Origin of the sequence: Streptomyces sp. NPDC007907 (assembly GCF_042959365.1) — a bacterium.
GTDB classification, from domain to species: Bacteria; Actinomycetota; Actinomycetes; order Streptomycetales; family Streptomycetaceae; genus Streptomyces; species Streptomyces indiaensis.
The window spans coordinates 777,261-791,817 of sequence record NZ_JBIBKR010000002.1; the positions used below are offsets into that span (position 1 = coordinate 777,261).

Sequence of the window (14,557 nt, forward strand, 5' to 3'; positions counted from 1 at the left end):
CGCCGGTCCGGTACAGCCCTGCGACCCACCAGCCCGCGGGTATCTGCGCCTCTGCCCGCCCCGGCCCGCGGGATCTGCGCGTCTGCCCGCCCCCCTGCGCGGCGCTGCCACCCGCTGGTCGGCGTGCCCCCGCGCGCCGCCGGTCCGGTACAGCCCTGCGACCCACCAGCCCGCGGGTATCTGCGCCTCTGCCCGCCCCGGCCCGCGGGATCTGCGCGTCTGCCCGCCCCCCTGCACGGCGCTGCCACCCGCTGGTCGGCGTGCGCCCGCGCGCCGCCGGTCCGGTACAGCCCTGCGACCCACCAGCTCGCGGGTATCTGCGCCTCTGCCCGCCCCGGCCCGCGGGATCTGCGCGTCTGCCCGCCCCGGCCCAGCGCTGCCACGCGCCGCGGGCGCCCGCAGCGGAACACACCGCCGCCCGGCATCGTCCCGCCCCGGTCTCCGGCATCGTCCCGCCGCGGTCTCAGGCAACGTCCCGCCCCCCGGCCCCGGCTCCCGCGCCTGGGCAGCCGCACAATCCCCGCCGCCCCCCGTTGGGACCGCGCAGCCACCCGGCCGGAACCCCTGTACCGCCCGCCGGGCCCGTGCTGTCGTGGGCTGCCCCGCCCCCGCAGCCCCCGTACCCGACGGTACGGACCCGAGGAGCCGTGATGCCCGAAGCACCACCGGACGAAGAGCCCGCCCTGCACGTCGAGGGCCTCGACGTGACCTACGGCCGTGCCGTGTCCGCCCTTCGTTCCGTGTCCCTGACCGTCCCGCACGGCATGGTCGTCGCCCTCCTCGGCGCCAACGGCGCCGGCAAGACGACCCTGCTGCGGGCGGTGTCGGGCACCCTGCGCCTGCACCGTGGCGCGGTCACGGCCGGCCGCATCCGCTACGGAGCCACGGAACTCGACGGGCGCGACCCGGTCGCCGCCGTGCGCGCCGGTGTCGTCCAGGTCCCCGAGGGACGCCGGGTTTTCGCCGGACTCACCGTCGACGAGAACCTGCGCTCCGGCGGGCTCGGCCTCGGGCGGCGCCGCCCGGACCAGGTCGCAGAGGCCCGGGAGCGGGTCTTCACGCTCTTCCCGCGCCTGGCCGAACGCACCCGGCAGGCGGCGGGCCTGCTCTCCGGCGGCGAGCAGCAGATGCTCGCCATCGGCCGGGCCCTCATGGCCGCGCCCCGCCTGCTCCTGCTCGACGAGCCCTCCCTGGGCCTCGCCCCGCAGATGGTGTACCGGATCGCCGAGGTCGTGCGCGAGATCAACGCCCAGGGCACCGCCGTCCTGCTCGTCGAGCAGAACGCGGGCATGGCGCTGTCACTCGCGGACACCGCCCACGTCCTGGAGGTCGGCGAGGTCCGGCTGTCCGGACCCGCGGACGAACTCGCCCGCACGGACGCCGTGAAGCGGCTGTACCTGGGAGAGCCCACCGAGGAAGAGGACGGGACCGCGCTCGGCGCCGGAACCGCCGAAGGGCAGGGAGCCGCGTGACCACCCGCACCACCGCACCGCCCGAACTCACCGTGACGGACGTGACCGTCCGGTTCGCCGGACTCACCGCTCTGGACGCGGTGTCCTTCACCGTCGCGCCGGGCACCGTCCACGCGCTCATCGGACCCAACGGAGCGGGCAAATCCACCTGCTTCAACGTGCTGTCGGGTCTGTGCCGCCCGGACACGGGCACCGTCCGGCTCGGGCAGACCGAACTGACCCGGCTCGCCCCGCACCGCATCGCCGCCCTCGGCATGGCCCGCACCTTCCAGAACATCGTCACCACCCAAGGCACCGTCGCCGACAACCTGATGCTCGGCCGCCACGCCCTGTCCCGGGCCGGGTTCGTAGCCGACGCGCTGCGCCTGCCGCACGCGCGGCGAGAACAACGCGAACACCTCGCCCGGGCCCGTGAGATCGCAGAACTGACCGGTCTGGGCCGGCACTTCGACAGCCCCGTCGCGCCGCTCTCCTACGGCGACCGCAAGCGCGTGGAGTTCGCCCGGGCCCTCTGCCTGGAGCCCAGCGTGCTGCTGCTGGACGAGCCGGTCGCCGGGATGAACGCCGCGGAGCGCGCCCGGACGGTCGAGGTCCTGCACGCCGTACGCGCCGAACTCGGCCTGTCCGTCGTGCTGGTGGAGCACGACATGGGGCTGGTGATGCGGCTCGCCGACGAGGTCACCGTCCTCGACTTCGGTCGTGCCATCGCGCACGGCACCCCGGACGAGGTCCGCGGCGACCCCGAGGTGCTGCGCGCCTACCTCGGCACCGGCGCCGAACAGGAGGACGCGGCATGACGACCCTCCTGGACAACGTGTTCAACGGCTTCGCCCTCGGCGCGGTCTACGCCCTTGTCGCCCTCGGCTTCGTCATCATCTTCAAGGCCTCCGGCGTGATGAACTTCGCCCACGGCTCCCTGCTCCTGCTCGGCGGCTACCTCACCGCCGTACTCCACGACGATCTCGGCTTCGCCGGGGCGCTCGCGGTGTCCGTCCTGGTGACGGCGGCCGTGGCCGGAGCCATGGACCGGTTCCTGCTCCAGGCCGGCGGGGCGGACCCGCACACCGCGCACGTGCAGACCATCGTCACCATCGGCGTCGACATCCTCGTCCTCACCGACCTGTCGCGGCGCATCGGCGGCGACCTGCTCTCGCTCGGGGACCCCTGGGGCGACGCGGTCAGCGGGCTGGGACCGGTCACGGTCGCGGACAGCAGGATCGCCGCGATCGTGGTCTCCACCGTGGTCATCGCCGGTGTCTTCGCCCTGTTCCGGTACACCTCGTGGGGCCTGTCGCTGCGCGCCGCGGCCGAGGACGTCGAGGCGGCCTCCCTGATGGGCGTACGGCTGACACGGGTGCGCATGCTGGCCTGGTGCCTGGCCGGAGCGCTGGCCGCGCTGGCGGCCGTCTTCCTCGCCGCGTTCCCCGCTCCCGGACTGGAGCGCACCACGGGACAGATCGCCCTGAAGGCGTTCCCGGCGGCGATCCTCGGCGGGATGGCCTCGCCGCCCGGCGCCCTCGCGGGCAGCCTGCTCATCGGCATGACCGAGGCGCTGGTCGCCGGCTACCAGTCCGAACTGCACGTTCTGGGCGAAGGGTTCGGCGACGTCGCCCCCTATGCGGTGATGGTCCTGGTTCTGCTGGTGCGGCCCACCGGGCTGTTCGGCGGGAAGGCGGCGGTCCGTGTCTGAGCGACTCTCCCGTACCCGCGCCGTGCGCGTGGGTTGGACCTCGGCAGCGGTCGTCGTCCTGTGCGCGCTGCCCTTCTACCTCGACGCGTTCTGGCTGCGCATCGGCCTGTTCTCGATGGCGGCGGCCGTCGGCGCGATCGGCCTCGGCCTGCTGTCCGGCACAGCCGGCCAACTGTCCCTCGGCCACGCCTTCTTCCTGGCCGTGGGCGCTTACGGCTACGTATGGCTGGCCGGCGAGCCCGGCCCCGGCCTGCCGACCGGCGTGGCCGCCGTGCTCGCGGTCCTGCTCGCCGGGACGGCCGGCGGACTGTTCAGCCCCGTCGCCGGGCGGGTGCGCGGCGTCTACCTGGGCGTCGCGACCCTGGCCCTGGTCTTCCTCGGCCACCACGTCCTGCTCACCGCGGACTCCGTCACCGGCGGCTTCAACGGCCGCTCCGTCCCCCCGCTGGAACTGGGCGGCCTCTCCTTCTCAGCGGACCCCGGACTGACCGTGCTGGGCGTGCCGTTCGGCGCCGAGGAACGACTCTGGTACCTGGGACTCGCCCTGTTCGCGATCACCTGGTTCACCGCCCGCGGACTGCTCCGCGGCCGTTCCGGACGAGCCCTGGTGGCGCTGCGCGACAGCGAGACCGCGGCCGCGGTGATGGGCGTCGACGTCTCCCGCCACCGCTCCGCCGCCTTCGTCGTCTCGTCGATGTACGCAGGCCTCGCGGGAGTGCTGCTCGCCCTGTCCTTTCGCCGTGTGGTGCCCGACTACTTCGGCCTCGTCCTGTCGGTCGACTACCTCGCCATGATCGTCATCGGCGGGCTGGGGTCGGTCGCCGGAGCGGCGGCAGGCGCGGTCTTCGTCACGGCACTGCCCCTGCTGATGACCCGTTACGCCGACCAACTTCCCCTGGTGGCCGCCCCCGGCACCACCGACGGAACGGTCGGCCCCACCGAGGCCGCCCGCTACCTCTACGGCGCGGCGATCGTCCTGATCCTCCTCTTCGCCCCCGACGGCCTGCACGGCCTGGTCCGCCGCCTGCGGACACGCCTCGGCCGTCGCCGAACCGCCCCACCACCCGCGAACGCCACCTCCCCGACACCCTCACCCGCGCCAGACGCACGAGCCAAGGAGCCCACCCCGTGAAGCCCACGCCCCACCACACGCACCGCGCACGCCCCACGAAGCTCCTGGCCACGGCTCTCGCGGCCCTCCTGCTGACCGCCACCGGATGCAGCTCCAAGGCGGACTCCGCCGGCACCACCGGCGACGGCGCCGGCGGCATCAAGACCGGGCCCGGAGTGACCGACAAGACCATCAGACTCGGCGCGCTGACCGACCTCACGGGCCCGTACGCGACCCTCGGGAAGAGCATCGTGCAGGCCCAGCAGATGTGGGCGGACGAGGTCAACGCCCGCGGCGGCATCTGCGACCGGCGCGTGGAGATCGTCGTCAAGGACCATGGCTACGACGTCCAGAAGGCCGTCACCGCCTACGCCGACCTGTCGGCGGACGTCGTGGCGCTGCCCCAGGTCATCGGCTCGCCGGTGATGGCCGCGCTGCTCGACGACATCGAGCGGGACAAGGTCCTCACCTTCCCGCAGGCCTGGGCCGCCTCCCTGCTCGACCGGGACGCGGTCCAGGTCCTGGGCACCACCTACGACGTCGACATGATCGCCGCCGTCGACTTCCTCACCCGCACCAAGGGACTCGCGAAGGGGGACACCATCGGCCACGTCTACTTCGAGGGCGACTACGGCGCGAACGCGCTGGAGGGCTCCCGCTGGGCCGCTAAGAAGGCCGGTCTGAAGGTCGCCGGCCAGAAGATCAAGGCGACGGACACCGATCTGTCCGCACAGGTCTCGGCCCTGCGCAAGGCGGACGTCAAGGCCATCCTGATCAGTGCGGGACCGGCCCAGACCGCCTCACTGGTCGGGGTCGCGGCGTCGCGCGGCCTGAAGGTGCCGGTCGTCAGCAGCGCTCCCGGCTACGCCCCGCAGCTGATGAAGACACCGGCCGCCCCCGCCCTGTCGGCCCTGCTCAACGTGGTCAGTGCCGCGCCCGCGGTCAGCTCGGACCTGGCCGGGGTGCGCAAGATGGTCGCCTCGTACAAGAAGAAGTACCCGGGCTCCCTCGTCGACTCCGGTGTCCTGTCCGGCTACAACGCCGCCCGGCTGATGGGGCGTGACCTGCAGAAGGCCTGCGAGAACGGCAGCCTGGCCCGCGAGGACGTCGTCAAGGCCCACCGCTCCCAGGCCGCCGTCGACGTCGGCCTCGGCACCGCCCAGGACTTCTCCGACAAGGCCCGCCCGGCGAGCACCTCGACCTGGGTGCACAAGCCGGACGCCAAGGCGGTGGGTGCCGCGGTGAACGTGGAGAAAGCCCACACCGCGCCAGGAGTCGAGCAGTACCTGGACTCCCGGACCCGGTGAGCCCCGTCCGGCGTGGAAGCAGCCCGCCGGCGCACCCGGCAGGCATGCTGATGCGGTGACCGGCGTACGCACATCGCGACGGCCGTGACGACCGCAGGTGAGGGGCATCAGGTGGTGGACGACCGTCGAGCGGATGGGCCGCCTGATGAGGGCGCCGGCGTACTGGCGGACCGTCTGAAGGAGCGGATCTACGCCACCATCACGATGATCGCGGTGGTGGTCGGTCTGTCCCTGGGCGACGTGGGTGCGCTCGGTGCCGTCGCCACGGTCCTCACGACCGCGCTGGGTCTGTGGCTCGCGGCGCTCGTCGCCGACCAGCAGGCACACCGCACGGTCCACGGCCGTCTCGCCACCGGCCACGAGCTGCGCCGCATGCTGTACGTCAGCAGCCCGTTGCTGTCGTGCGCCGTCGGTCCCGCCGTGCTGATCGCTCTGGCGGCGCTGGACGTCCTCAGCCTGGACGCCGCGCTGCCGGCCGCGGCAGGGGTGGGCGTCGTCTCGCTCTTCCTGTGGGGCTGTCTGGGCGGGCTGCGCATGGGCGGCGGCCCGGTGACGGCGGTGGTGGCGGGGCTGCTGGACGCGGCGATCGGTGTGGCGGTCGCCCTGGTCAAGGCTGCGGCCGGGCACTGAGGACCATCAGTGAGTCCTCCATGGCCGCCACCATGGCGAAGGGGAACCGGTCGAGCTCCAGACACAGGGCGACGTCATCGGGGTGGACGCCCAGCCGCACCCCCTCCGCCAACTCGGCAGCCGCGCGCGACTCGCCTGCGCGGCGGAGGTACTCGGTCGCGTCCGCCCCGGCCCCGGCAGCCCTCCTCGCGATGTACTGGGCGCACGCCAGATCTTCGTCGGCCTGCCCGCCCTCGCCGGTGACCACGAACGTGACGCTCTCACTCCCGCGTGTCCGCAGGAGCCGGGCCGTCGCCTCCGCCACCGCGAAACTGGCGCACAACACCAGCGGAGCCTCCTTCACCGCGAGGGCGCCGACCGTCCCGGCCGTGGTCTTCTGCACCACCGTGCGCCCCTTCAGGTTCGAAGACCGCAGCAGACCGGGCGAGTTAACGGTGTCGAACCCCGGAGCGGGCGGACCGTCCTTGAGCGCCACCCAGTCCGGGTTCGCGGCCTTGAGCGTCAGGGCTTCGTCCAGGGACTCGGCGAGAACGATCCGCTCCGCCCCCCGGCCGAAGGCCCACGCGGCCACCGTGAAGGCGCGCATGACGTCGACGACCACCGCCACGGACGGGGTTTCGGTCACCTCGGCGATACCGGCGAAACGAGCATCCACCCGGTCATGATCGCGCATGCCGGGCCTCGGGCCCAGGGGCGGGGGCGAACCCAGCCCTTGACGCTGCCCTGGGTCAGACACGACTGCCAGTAGCGCTGCAGGACGGGCATCGCGACGGCCGGCGGGAGGACCCGACAGGAACGCGCCGCCCACCGTTGTTGTTCCAGATGCCGACGAACTGAACAGGAAGACGGTCACCGGCGCGGGCGTCATCGTCCGCAGGACGAGGGTGCCGAAGCTCCTCCACTCGCCCGCCCCGTCCACCCGTGCCGCCTCCAGCATCTCGGCGGGCACCGCCGCCTCGGCGAAGATCCGGAACCCGCACGGGCCCGGCGCCCGGGTGCAGCCAGGCGTGCCTGGGGTTCGTGGTCTGCCGGCAGACGGCACAGCCCGGCGAAGCCGAAGCTCTGACGCCGCCGCGCACCACGCACCGTGCGAGGAAACTCCTTGAAGCCGACCGACGTGCCCCGAGGGGGTGGCCGGGCTGCCGGCCGCGGGCGTCGGTGAGGTGATCGTCAAGCGTACGCACGCGGCGCCACCGCCTTCACCGCCGCCGTCCTGGCCGCCCGCGGTGCCGCGCGACGCCTGCGCCGGACCCAGCCGGGCACCCGACACCACCGGACACCCTCCACCGGAAAGGTCAGCACCATGTCGACGAAGGTCTGCGACCATCTTCTGCAGCGTCTGCGCGAATGGGAGGTGGAGCACGTCTTCGCCTACCCCGGAGACGGCATCAACGGACTGCTCGCCGCCTGGGGGCGGGCCGGCAACAAGCCCGAGTTCATCCAGGCCCGGCACGAGGAGATGGCGGCCTTCGAGGCCGTCGGCTACGCGAAGTTCTCCGGCCGGGTGGGCGTGTGCGCCGCCACCTCCGGCCCCGGCGCCATCCACCTCCTCAACGGCCTGTACGACGCGAAGCTCGACCACGTGCCCGTCGTCGCGATCGTGGGGCAGACCAACCGCAGCGCGATGGGCGGCTCCTACCAGCAGGAGGTCGACCTGCTGAGCCTCTACAAGGACGTCGCCTCCGACTTCTGCGAGATGGTCACCGTCCCGGAGCAGCTGCCCAACGTGCTCGACCGGGCCATGCGCACCGCCCTGGCGCGCCGCTCGGTGACGGCCGTCATCATCCCGGCCGACGTGCAGGAACTCGACTACTCCGCTCCCGGGCACGCCTTCAAGATGGTGCCCTCCAGTCTGGGCATGTCCCACTACGCGCCGGTGCCCGCGGAATCCGACATCGAGCGTGCCGCCGAGGTGCTGAACGCCGGCGAGAAGGTCGCCCTGCTCATCGGCCAGGGCGCGCGCGGGGCCCGCCAGGAGGTCATGGAGGTTGCCGACCGGCTGGGCGCCGGCGTGGCCAAGGCGCTCCTCGGCAAGGACGCGCTCGACGACGACCTCCCTTATGTCACCGGCGCGATCGGCCTCCTGGGCACGCGCCCGTCGTACGAGCTGATGCAGGACTGCGACACCCTGCTGGTCATCGGCTCCAGCTTCCCGTACACGCAGTTCATGCCCGAGTTCGGTCAGGCGCGGGCCGTCCAGATCGACATCGACCCGCACATGGTCGGCCTGCGCTACCCCTTCGAGGTCAACCTCGTCGGCGACGCCCGCGCGACCCTGCAGCGGCTGCTGCCGCACCTGCGGCAGGCCGAGCACGACGGCTGGCGCAAGAAGATCGAGAAGAACACCGCCCGCTGGTGGGAGGTCATGGAACGGCGCGCCGCGGTGGACGCCGACCCGATCAACCCCGAGTACGTGGCCCACACCCTGAACGGCCTGCTGCCCGAGAACGTCATCCTCGCGGCCGACTCCGGCTCGGCCGCCAACTGGTACGCACGCCACCTGAAGCTGCGCGGCACCATGCGCGGCTCGCTGTCCGGCACGCTCGCCACGATGGGCCCCGGCGTCCCCTACGTGATCGGGGCGAAGTTCGCGCACGGGGACCGCCCCGCCATCGCGCTGGTGGGCGACGGGGCGATGCAGATGAACGGACTCGCCGAGCTGATCACGATCGCCAAGTACTGGCAGCAGTGGGAGGACCCGTGTCTGGTGGTGGCCGTGCTCAACAACCAGGACCTCAACCAGGTCACCTGGGAGATGCGGGCCATGTCCGGCGCCCCGCAGTTCCTGCCCTCCCAGTCCCTGCCCGACGTCGCCTACGCCGACTTCGCCCGCTCGCTCGGGCTGCACGGGATGCGGGTGGAGAAGCCGCAGGACGTCCGGGGCGCGTGGGAGGCGGCGCTGGCGTCCGACCGGCCCTTCGTGCTGGACTTCCGCACCGACCCGGCCGTGCCGCCCATCCCGCCGCACGCGTCGCTCGACCAGATCGAGGCCGCGGCGGCGTCCGTACTCAAGGGCGACAGCGATCGCACCGCTATGGTCCGTCAGGGCTTCAAGGCCAAGGTGCAGGAGATGCTGCCCGGCAGCCGGCACCGCGAGGACCGGCCGGGTGCGGGTGAGGACCGGTGACGGACCCGGCGGTGGTGGAACGCCTCGACACCGCCGCCTCCACACGATGCCCACCGACGCCCCGAGGCGGACGGCACGCTGAGCCGGAACAGCACCACCTCGCCGGTTGCGACCGGCCCGTCCGGACAGCACACCTAGCCGCGCTGGTCGACGAGCCTGCCGAACGACGTCATGCACGACGGGCAGTGGCGATCCGTCTCCACCGGCTCGGTCGGGCTGGGTTCGAGGGGCACGCCGCAGAGGGCCACGGTGCCGTTTTTGGCCTTCACGTGCCAGACGAAGGTCGTGCCGGGCTCGTCTGGGCCGGTGCACATCTCGTACATGCTTCCCCCATGGGGCAGACGGCTCTCCCACCAGGACATCGCATTCGTGGCTGCGGCACAGTGCGGGAGCGGCTGTTCGGGGGAACCGAGCGCCGGTCGACGGGCGTGGGGACGGGCTGTTCGGCCCGCGACCGTCAGCCCTGGCGCACCACGCGGTGGCGGTGGTAGACGACTCCCGAGCCGAAGGTACGGGACTCGACGAGTTCGAGATCGACCCGGCGCTCGTGCTGCGGGAAGTACGGGGTGCCCCCGCCGACCAGCACGGGATAGACTACGGTCCGGTACTCGTCGATGAGATCCGACGCGGCCGCCTCGGCGGCGAGAGCCGCGCCGCCGATCGCGATGTCACCCTCCGCCGGCTCGGCCCGCAACCGTTCGATCTCATCCGCCAGGCCCCCCGACAGCAGGCGGGCGTTGCCCCGCACCGTCGACAGCGTCCTGGAGAACACCACCTTCGGCAGCGGGTTCCACAGCGCGATCCACTCGCGCTGCGCGTCGTCCAGCGACTGATCCTGCTCGGCGGTCTCCCAGTACAGCATCGTCTCGTACAGCCGTCGCCCCAGCAGGTGGACGCCGACCTCCCGGATGTCGTCGATCCAGAAGCGGAAGACCTCCTCGTCGGGCTCGGACCAGTTGAAGCCGCCGTCCGGTCCGACGATGTAGCCGTCGAGTGAGATGTTCATCGAATAGGTCACGCTGCGCATCGGCAGTCCTCCTCGCTGACGGGATCCGACCGTACGACGGCCCGCCGCTCTGCCGCAGTGGCGTTCGCGCGACACGCGTCCCCCGCGCCCGGCCCGCGCCGACCTTCTCGGCGAGCACCCGGGAGCGGTTCAGGAGCAGGTCGACGGTGTTGCGCACCTGCTCGGCGAGGATCTCCTCCGGCCCGCCCCGTCCGGCGGCCCGCGCCGCCAGCACGCTGGGGGTCACCCGCTCGACGACATCCCGCACGTACCCGGCCGCGGCGGGCGGCGTCCTGGGCGGGGTGCTCGGGGGTGCCGGCGACGAACCGCCGGTTACAGGGAAGCAGCAGCTCGAGGGCACCGCGGGGCGTCAGGGTGTGGAGCTCGCTCATGATCGCAGCCGACGGGCCGTCGGTGGCCGTCGCACCGGCTGCGGGCGCCGGTCCGTCCGGCGCCGGTGTCAACGCCCGGTCATGGGCGGGGTGAACCCCGACTGCCCGGCCGGAGCGTGTCCCGTGAGGACGAGTTCCTTCGCCCTGCGGTACTCGTCGTCCGTGATGGCCCCGCTGTTCCGGATCTCGGACAGCTTGGCGAGTTCGTCGACGCTGCTGGTCCGGCCCTCGGTGCCCGCGGCCTGCCGGATGCGCTCGTCGAAGGCCTCCTGCTGTGCTCGGGCCTGCGCCATCTCACGGCGGCCCATGTTCTTGCCGCGGGCGATCACGTAGACGAACACGCCGAGGAAGGGCAGCAGAATGGTGAGCACCAGCCAGCCGGTCTTCGCCCAGCCGCTCAGGTCGTCGTCGCGGAAGATGTCGACGACCACACGGAAGAGCAGGATGAACCACATGATCCACAGGAAGAACAGGAGCATGCTCCAGAAGACGCTCAACAGGGGGTAGTCGTACGCCAGATACGTCTGCGCGCTCATCTCTCTCCTCCGTCTCGACGCTCGCCGGGCTCCCGGCGGGTGCTGCCTTCAGCTTGGATCCGTTCAAAACGCTCGGCCTCACCCGGCGCGGGTGAGTGTGCGGCAGTCCGGTACCATGGGGTGGAGGAGACGTACTCGCCGAGCGCCAGGCCCGAGACGGCCACGAGGAAGACGGCGATGAGCCAGGAGAGGAACGTGAACACGGGGCCGAGGGGGCCGAACTCGTGCAGGCTGCGCTCCATGAGCGAGGGCATCAGCACGCGCGCGGCCAGACTCAGCAGCACCGTGCCGGTGGCGGCCAGCAGCGCCCCCGGCAGCAGGCTCCGCCAACCGATCCGACCGCCCAGCAGCAGATGCTGCGACCACCACCACAGCAGCGTCCCGGAGATCAGGGACAGCACCAGCCCGGTCACGGTGCCCGCGCCGAACCCCTTGCGCAGCGGTGCCTGAAGCAGCAGGTAGGCCAGCCAGACCACCAGCCAGAGCAGCCAGCGCCAGAAGGCGGTCCGGATCGGAGCCCGCGGCAGGCGCCAGCAACGCTCGAACACCGCCTGAAGGGCCCGGCTGAAAGCGGTGGCCGACACGAGTGTGACCACCGCGCTCACGGCTCCGGCCGTGTTCCGTGTCGTGCCCGTCGCGGAGAAGACCTGGCGCAGCTCGTCGAGAGTGTCGCCGTGCATGCCCAGAACCGCCCGCAGCGAGTCGCTCAGCAGGTCCTGCATCCAGCCGGGAGCGAACGCCGCGACGGTCATCAGCAGGGGGAGCGCGGTGATGAACGCCTGGGCGGCGAGCCGTACCGAGCCCTCCACGATGTTGAGGGCGGACAGGCGGGACAGCAGCCGGGCGGCGGCTCCGGACCGCAGCCTCGCGGCGACCCGCGCGGTCATGCGCCCGCGTGTCGTGCCTCCGAGGCCGGGTTTCACCGTCATGACTCACGGAACCGCCCGCTGTCCGGCCTGGTCCGCCGCCCGGCCGACCGGTCCGGCGGCGGACGCGAGGATCGCCAGGATGATCAGGACGACCAGGGCGACACCCACGACGAGCGCCACGGCTCCGACGGTGGGATGGTTCCAGAGGACCAGCGTCAGGACTGCGGCCGCCAGCACCCCAGCGGTGATCCACTGCCGGTGGTCGGCCAGCCGGCGTCCCACGGCACCGGTGCGCATGCCCGCGTTCTCCATCGCCCTGCCGGTGGCCGTCGTACCCCGGTCGGCCACCCTCCGCACGCCACGGGCCAGGCGACCGGGACCGTACAGGTACGCCACCAGTGCGGTGATCACCGAGACGACCAGCAGGGTGAGCGTGCTGTCACGAAGGAAGCGGACGAACGTGTCGTAGATGGTCGCGGCCGCGTCGGCGGGCAGCGCCTGCGGCGGGACCGAATCCAGATAGACGCGCCGGACCAGGGCCAGCACCACGAGCAGTCCCACCATCATCACGCCGACACCCGTGGCGGTGATCATCAGCATGACCCGGTGTGCGGGGGTGCACCATACGGCGAGCGCGGCCAGTACGACGGTGAGGACCGGCAGCCACGTGCCGACGATGTCCAGCAGCCGCATCGCGTCCTGCGCCTTGCCCAGCTGCTCGGTCTCGAACAGGGTGACCGTCCGGTCCGTGTCCGGGATGGCGGCGGCCTTCTCGAAGCCCGCGTCGACGAGCCGCTGCTGCACCTGGTCGACGACTGCTCCCACATCCAGCTGGACGGTGCCGTTCACGGCCTCCACGGCGCCCTCACGGTCACCGGTGAGCATGTTCATCACGGCGGCGTGGGAGCGCCGGTTGGCACCCTCCCACACCTGCTGGAAGGCATCGCTGGTGATCACGCCGGCGACGGTGCGGTCCACGACGGTCCTGACCGCGTTGCGCAGCGGACCCTCAAGGGACTCGGCGCCCGCGATGACGCGGGGTGGTGCCCCCGCGTCCTGAAGGGTCCGGGCGAGCGAGTCCGTCACCGCCTGGACGTCGACGTTGTCCACCACACGGTCCGTGAGCCGGTTGATCAGGACGTCCTGCACGGGTGGCGCGGAGGCCAGCGGCGCGACCGTCGCCACGTACCTGTCGGTGTCGGAGACCGTGTCGTGGACCCATGCCGCGACGACGGCCAGTGGCGCGAGCACCAGGGTCAGCAGGAGAAGGACCGAGGATCCGGCGCGGCGCGTGCGCCGGTGACGTACCGCCGCGTGGCGGCTCAGCCGTTCGTACTCCGCCCGTTCCTCGGCGGTCAGGACGTGTTTCGGGTCAGGGGATCCGCCGGAGTGCGGAGGTTCCGGGGGTGCGGCTGAGTTCATGGGTGCGCCTTTCCGCGTGGTTCCGCGTTCGCCCGGCCCCGGACGCTGTGCTCGTCGCCCGCCCGGGAGGACGGCTGTGGCGTGTCGCGCGGGCCCCCGCCCGGGTGGACGGTGTGTCGCGCGGGCCGCGGTCCCCGCATCACGTCCGCGGGCTGTCTCAGGCGGCCCCGGTCGGGGCGCGCGGCCCCGCCGCGTGCGTCTTGCGGAGCGCGGCCCGCCACGCGAGTGCGACCGCCGTCTCGGCCAGGCCGAGCAGCACGAGCCACAGGCCGAGCAGCCGGGTCAGGGCGCGGGCCGACTCCGTGGGCAGGGCGAGCACCACGATGCCCGCGACGATGCCCAGCATCGCGGCGGCCAGGACGACGCCGCGGTGCGGCAGGTCCTCGGCGACGACCGCCGTGTAGAGGGTGAGGATCCCGGACACCAGCCAGACGACGCCGGTGACCAGCGACAGCACGGTGATCGTCTGCAGCGGGTCGCGCAGGCACAGCACCCCGGCCAGGACGTACAGCACGGCCAGGAGCAGCCCCGGCAGCCGTTCACCTTGCTCTTCGCGGCCGAAGACGGACACCAACCGGAATGCTCCGCTCACCAGCAGGTACAGCCCGATGAGGACGGCCAGGACGTGCAGGGTCGCCTCCGGCCAGACTAGGACCAGCACGCCCGGCACCAGGGTCGCGACGGCCGAGCCCAGGAGCCAGGTCCAGGAGCGGCCCAGTCGCTCCAGCCCGTACGCGGTGCCGGACGCCGGAGCGGGGACAGCCCCGTCGGGCCGGTGTTCCTGCCCGGGGAACGGTGTCGGACCACGCGACATGCTCATGGCTCCTCCTCGCGTGATCGCTCGGTTCGTCTCGGGACCACCGCGGTGCGGTGCCGAGGCCGGGGCAGGACCGTCGCGCGGCTCTGCCGCCTCCAGAATCCCGCCTGCCACCCTGTGCCGGGGTCACCCGTCACGGGTGATCTGCCGGTGCCGCGGGGACGCCCGTACGGCAACC

At 72.4% G+C, this 14,557-nt stretch carries 14 protein-coding genes and 2 pseudogenes; 7 read left to right on the plus strand and 9 right to left on the minus strand.

Going from position 1 to position 14,557, the window contains the following annotated elements; genetic code table 11:
• Positions 1–650 precede the first annotated feature (650 nt).
• From ACFZDI_RS09615 to ACFZDI_RS09640, 6 genes are all read left to right on the plus strand, one after another.
• Complete coding sequence (locus ACFZDI_RS09615) at positions 651–1,472, plus strand: ABC transporter ATP-binding protein (RefSeq protein ID WP_234850830.1); 822 nt, start codon at positions 651–653, stop codon at positions 1,470–1,472.
• Complete coding sequence (locus tag ACFZDI_RS09620; protein WP_234850831.1) at positions 1,469–2,269, plus strand: ABC transporter ATP-binding protein; 801 nt, start codon at positions 1,469–1,471, stop codon at positions 2,267–2,269. The genes ACFZDI_RS09615 and ACFZDI_RS09620 overlap by 4 nt, the downstream gene beginning before the upstream one ends.
• Complete coding sequence (locus tag ACFZDI_RS09625) at positions 2,266–3,162, plus strand: branched-chain amino acid ABC transporter permease (RefSeq protein ID WP_234850832.1); 897 nt, start codon at positions 2,266–2,268, stop codon at positions 3,160–3,162. The genes ACFZDI_RS09620 and ACFZDI_RS09625 overlap by 4 nt, the downstream gene beginning before the upstream one ends.
• Before the next feature lie 22 nt (positions 3,163–3,184).
• Positions 3,185–4,294 carry a branched-chain amino acid ABC transporter permease gene (locus ACFZDI_RS09630; protein WP_391249525.1) on the plus strand — a complete coding sequence of 370 codons (1,110 nt, stop codon included), beginning with the start codon at positions 3,185–3,187 and terminating at the stop codon, positions 4,292–4,294.
• Positions 4,291–5,580, plus strand: coding sequence for an ABC transporter substrate-binding protein (locus ACFZDI_RS09635; RefSeq protein WP_372486707.1), 1,290 nt, complete (start codon positions 4,291–4,293; stop codon positions 5,578–5,580). The genes ACFZDI_RS09630 and ACFZDI_RS09635 overlap by 4 nt, the downstream gene beginning before the upstream one ends.
• Positions 5,581–5,664: 84 nt before the next feature.
• Entirely contained in the window at positions 5,665–6,210 is a 546-nt protein-coding gene (locus tag ACFZDI_RS09640) for a hypothetical protein (protein ID WP_308287598.1), read from the plus strand.
• Here the strand turns inward: ACFZDI_RS09640 and ACFZDI_RS09645 are convergent.
• A complete protein-coding gene (locus tag ACFZDI_RS09645; protein WP_391249527.1) occupies positions 6,188–6,865 on the minus strand; it encodes a 2-phosphosulfolactate phosphatase in 678 nt (225 codons plus the stop codon). The two genes, ACFZDI_RS09640 and ACFZDI_RS09645, sit on opposite strands and share 23 nt — an antisense overlap.
• Before the next feature lie 183 nt (positions 6,866–7,048).
• Positions 7,049–7,180 (minus strand): annotated as a pseudogene (locus ACFZDI_RS09650) (carbohydrate ABC transporter permease); the annotation flags it as partial.
• Between the two features lie 333 nt (positions 7,181–7,513).
• Here ACFZDI_RS09650 and ACFZDI_RS09655 point away from each other — a divergent pair.
• Positions 7,514–9,337, plus strand: coding sequence for a thiamine pyrophosphate-requiring protein (locus ACFZDI_RS09655; RefSeq protein ID WP_391249009.1), 1,824 nt, complete (start codon positions 7,514–7,516; stop codon positions 9,335–9,337).
• A 134-nt stretch (positions 9,338–9,471) separates the two neighbouring features.
• Here ACFZDI_RS09655 and ACFZDI_RS09660 read toward each other — a convergent pair whose 3' ends face one another.
• The 7 genes and pseudogenes from ACFZDI_RS09660 to ACFZDI_RS09690 all read right to left on the minus strand — a co-directional run bounded on the left by ACFZDI_RS09660 (position 9,472) and on the right by ACFZDI_RS09690 (position 14,382).
• Positions 9,472–9,651, minus strand: coding sequence for a hypothetical protein (locus ACFZDI_RS09660; RefSeq protein ID WP_234848448.1), 180 nt, complete (start codon positions 9,649–9,651; stop codon positions 9,472–9,474).
• 143 nt (positions 9,652–9,794) lie between these two features.
• Positions 9,795–10,364: a dihydrofolate reductase family protein gene (locus tag ACFZDI_RS09665; protein WP_391249012.1), complete on the minus strand. Its 570-nt coding sequence runs from the start codon at positions 10,362–10,364 to the stop codon at positions 9,795–9,797.
• An 85-nt stretch (positions 10,365–10,449) separates the two neighbouring features.
• Positions 10,450–10,623, minus strand: a pseudogene (locus ACFZDI_RS09670) (carbonic anhydrase); the annotation flags it as partial.
• A 180-nt stretch (positions 10,624–10,803) separates the two neighbouring features.
• Positions 10,804–11,271, minus strand: coding sequence for an SHOCT domain-containing protein (locus ACFZDI_RS09675; RefSeq protein WP_234848446.1), 468 nt, complete (start codon positions 11,269–11,271; stop codon positions 10,804–10,806).
• Positions 11,268–12,158 carry a ribonuclease BN gene (locus tag ACFZDI_RS09680; RefSeq protein ID WP_391249015.1) on the minus strand — a complete coding sequence of 297 codons (891 nt, stop codon included), beginning with the start codon at positions 12,156–12,158 and terminating at the stop codon, positions 11,268–11,270. The genes ACFZDI_RS09675 and ACFZDI_RS09680 overlap by 4 nt, the downstream gene beginning before the upstream one ends.
• 45 nt (positions 12,159–12,203) lie before the next feature.
• The gene (locus ACFZDI_RS09685; protein ID WP_391249017.1) at positions 12,204–13,562 is read right to left on the minus strand and encodes a hypothetical protein; all 1,359 of its coding nucleotides are present in this window, start codon (positions 13,560–13,562) and stop codon (positions 12,204–12,206) included.
• Positions 13,563–13,719: 157 nt separating this feature from the next.
• Complete coding sequence (locus ACFZDI_RS09690; protein ID WP_391249019.1) at positions 13,720–14,382, minus strand: DUF308 domain-containing protein; 663 nt, start codon at positions 14,380–14,382, stop codon at positions 13,720–13,722.
• Positions 14,383–14,557: the final 175 nt, after the last annotated feature.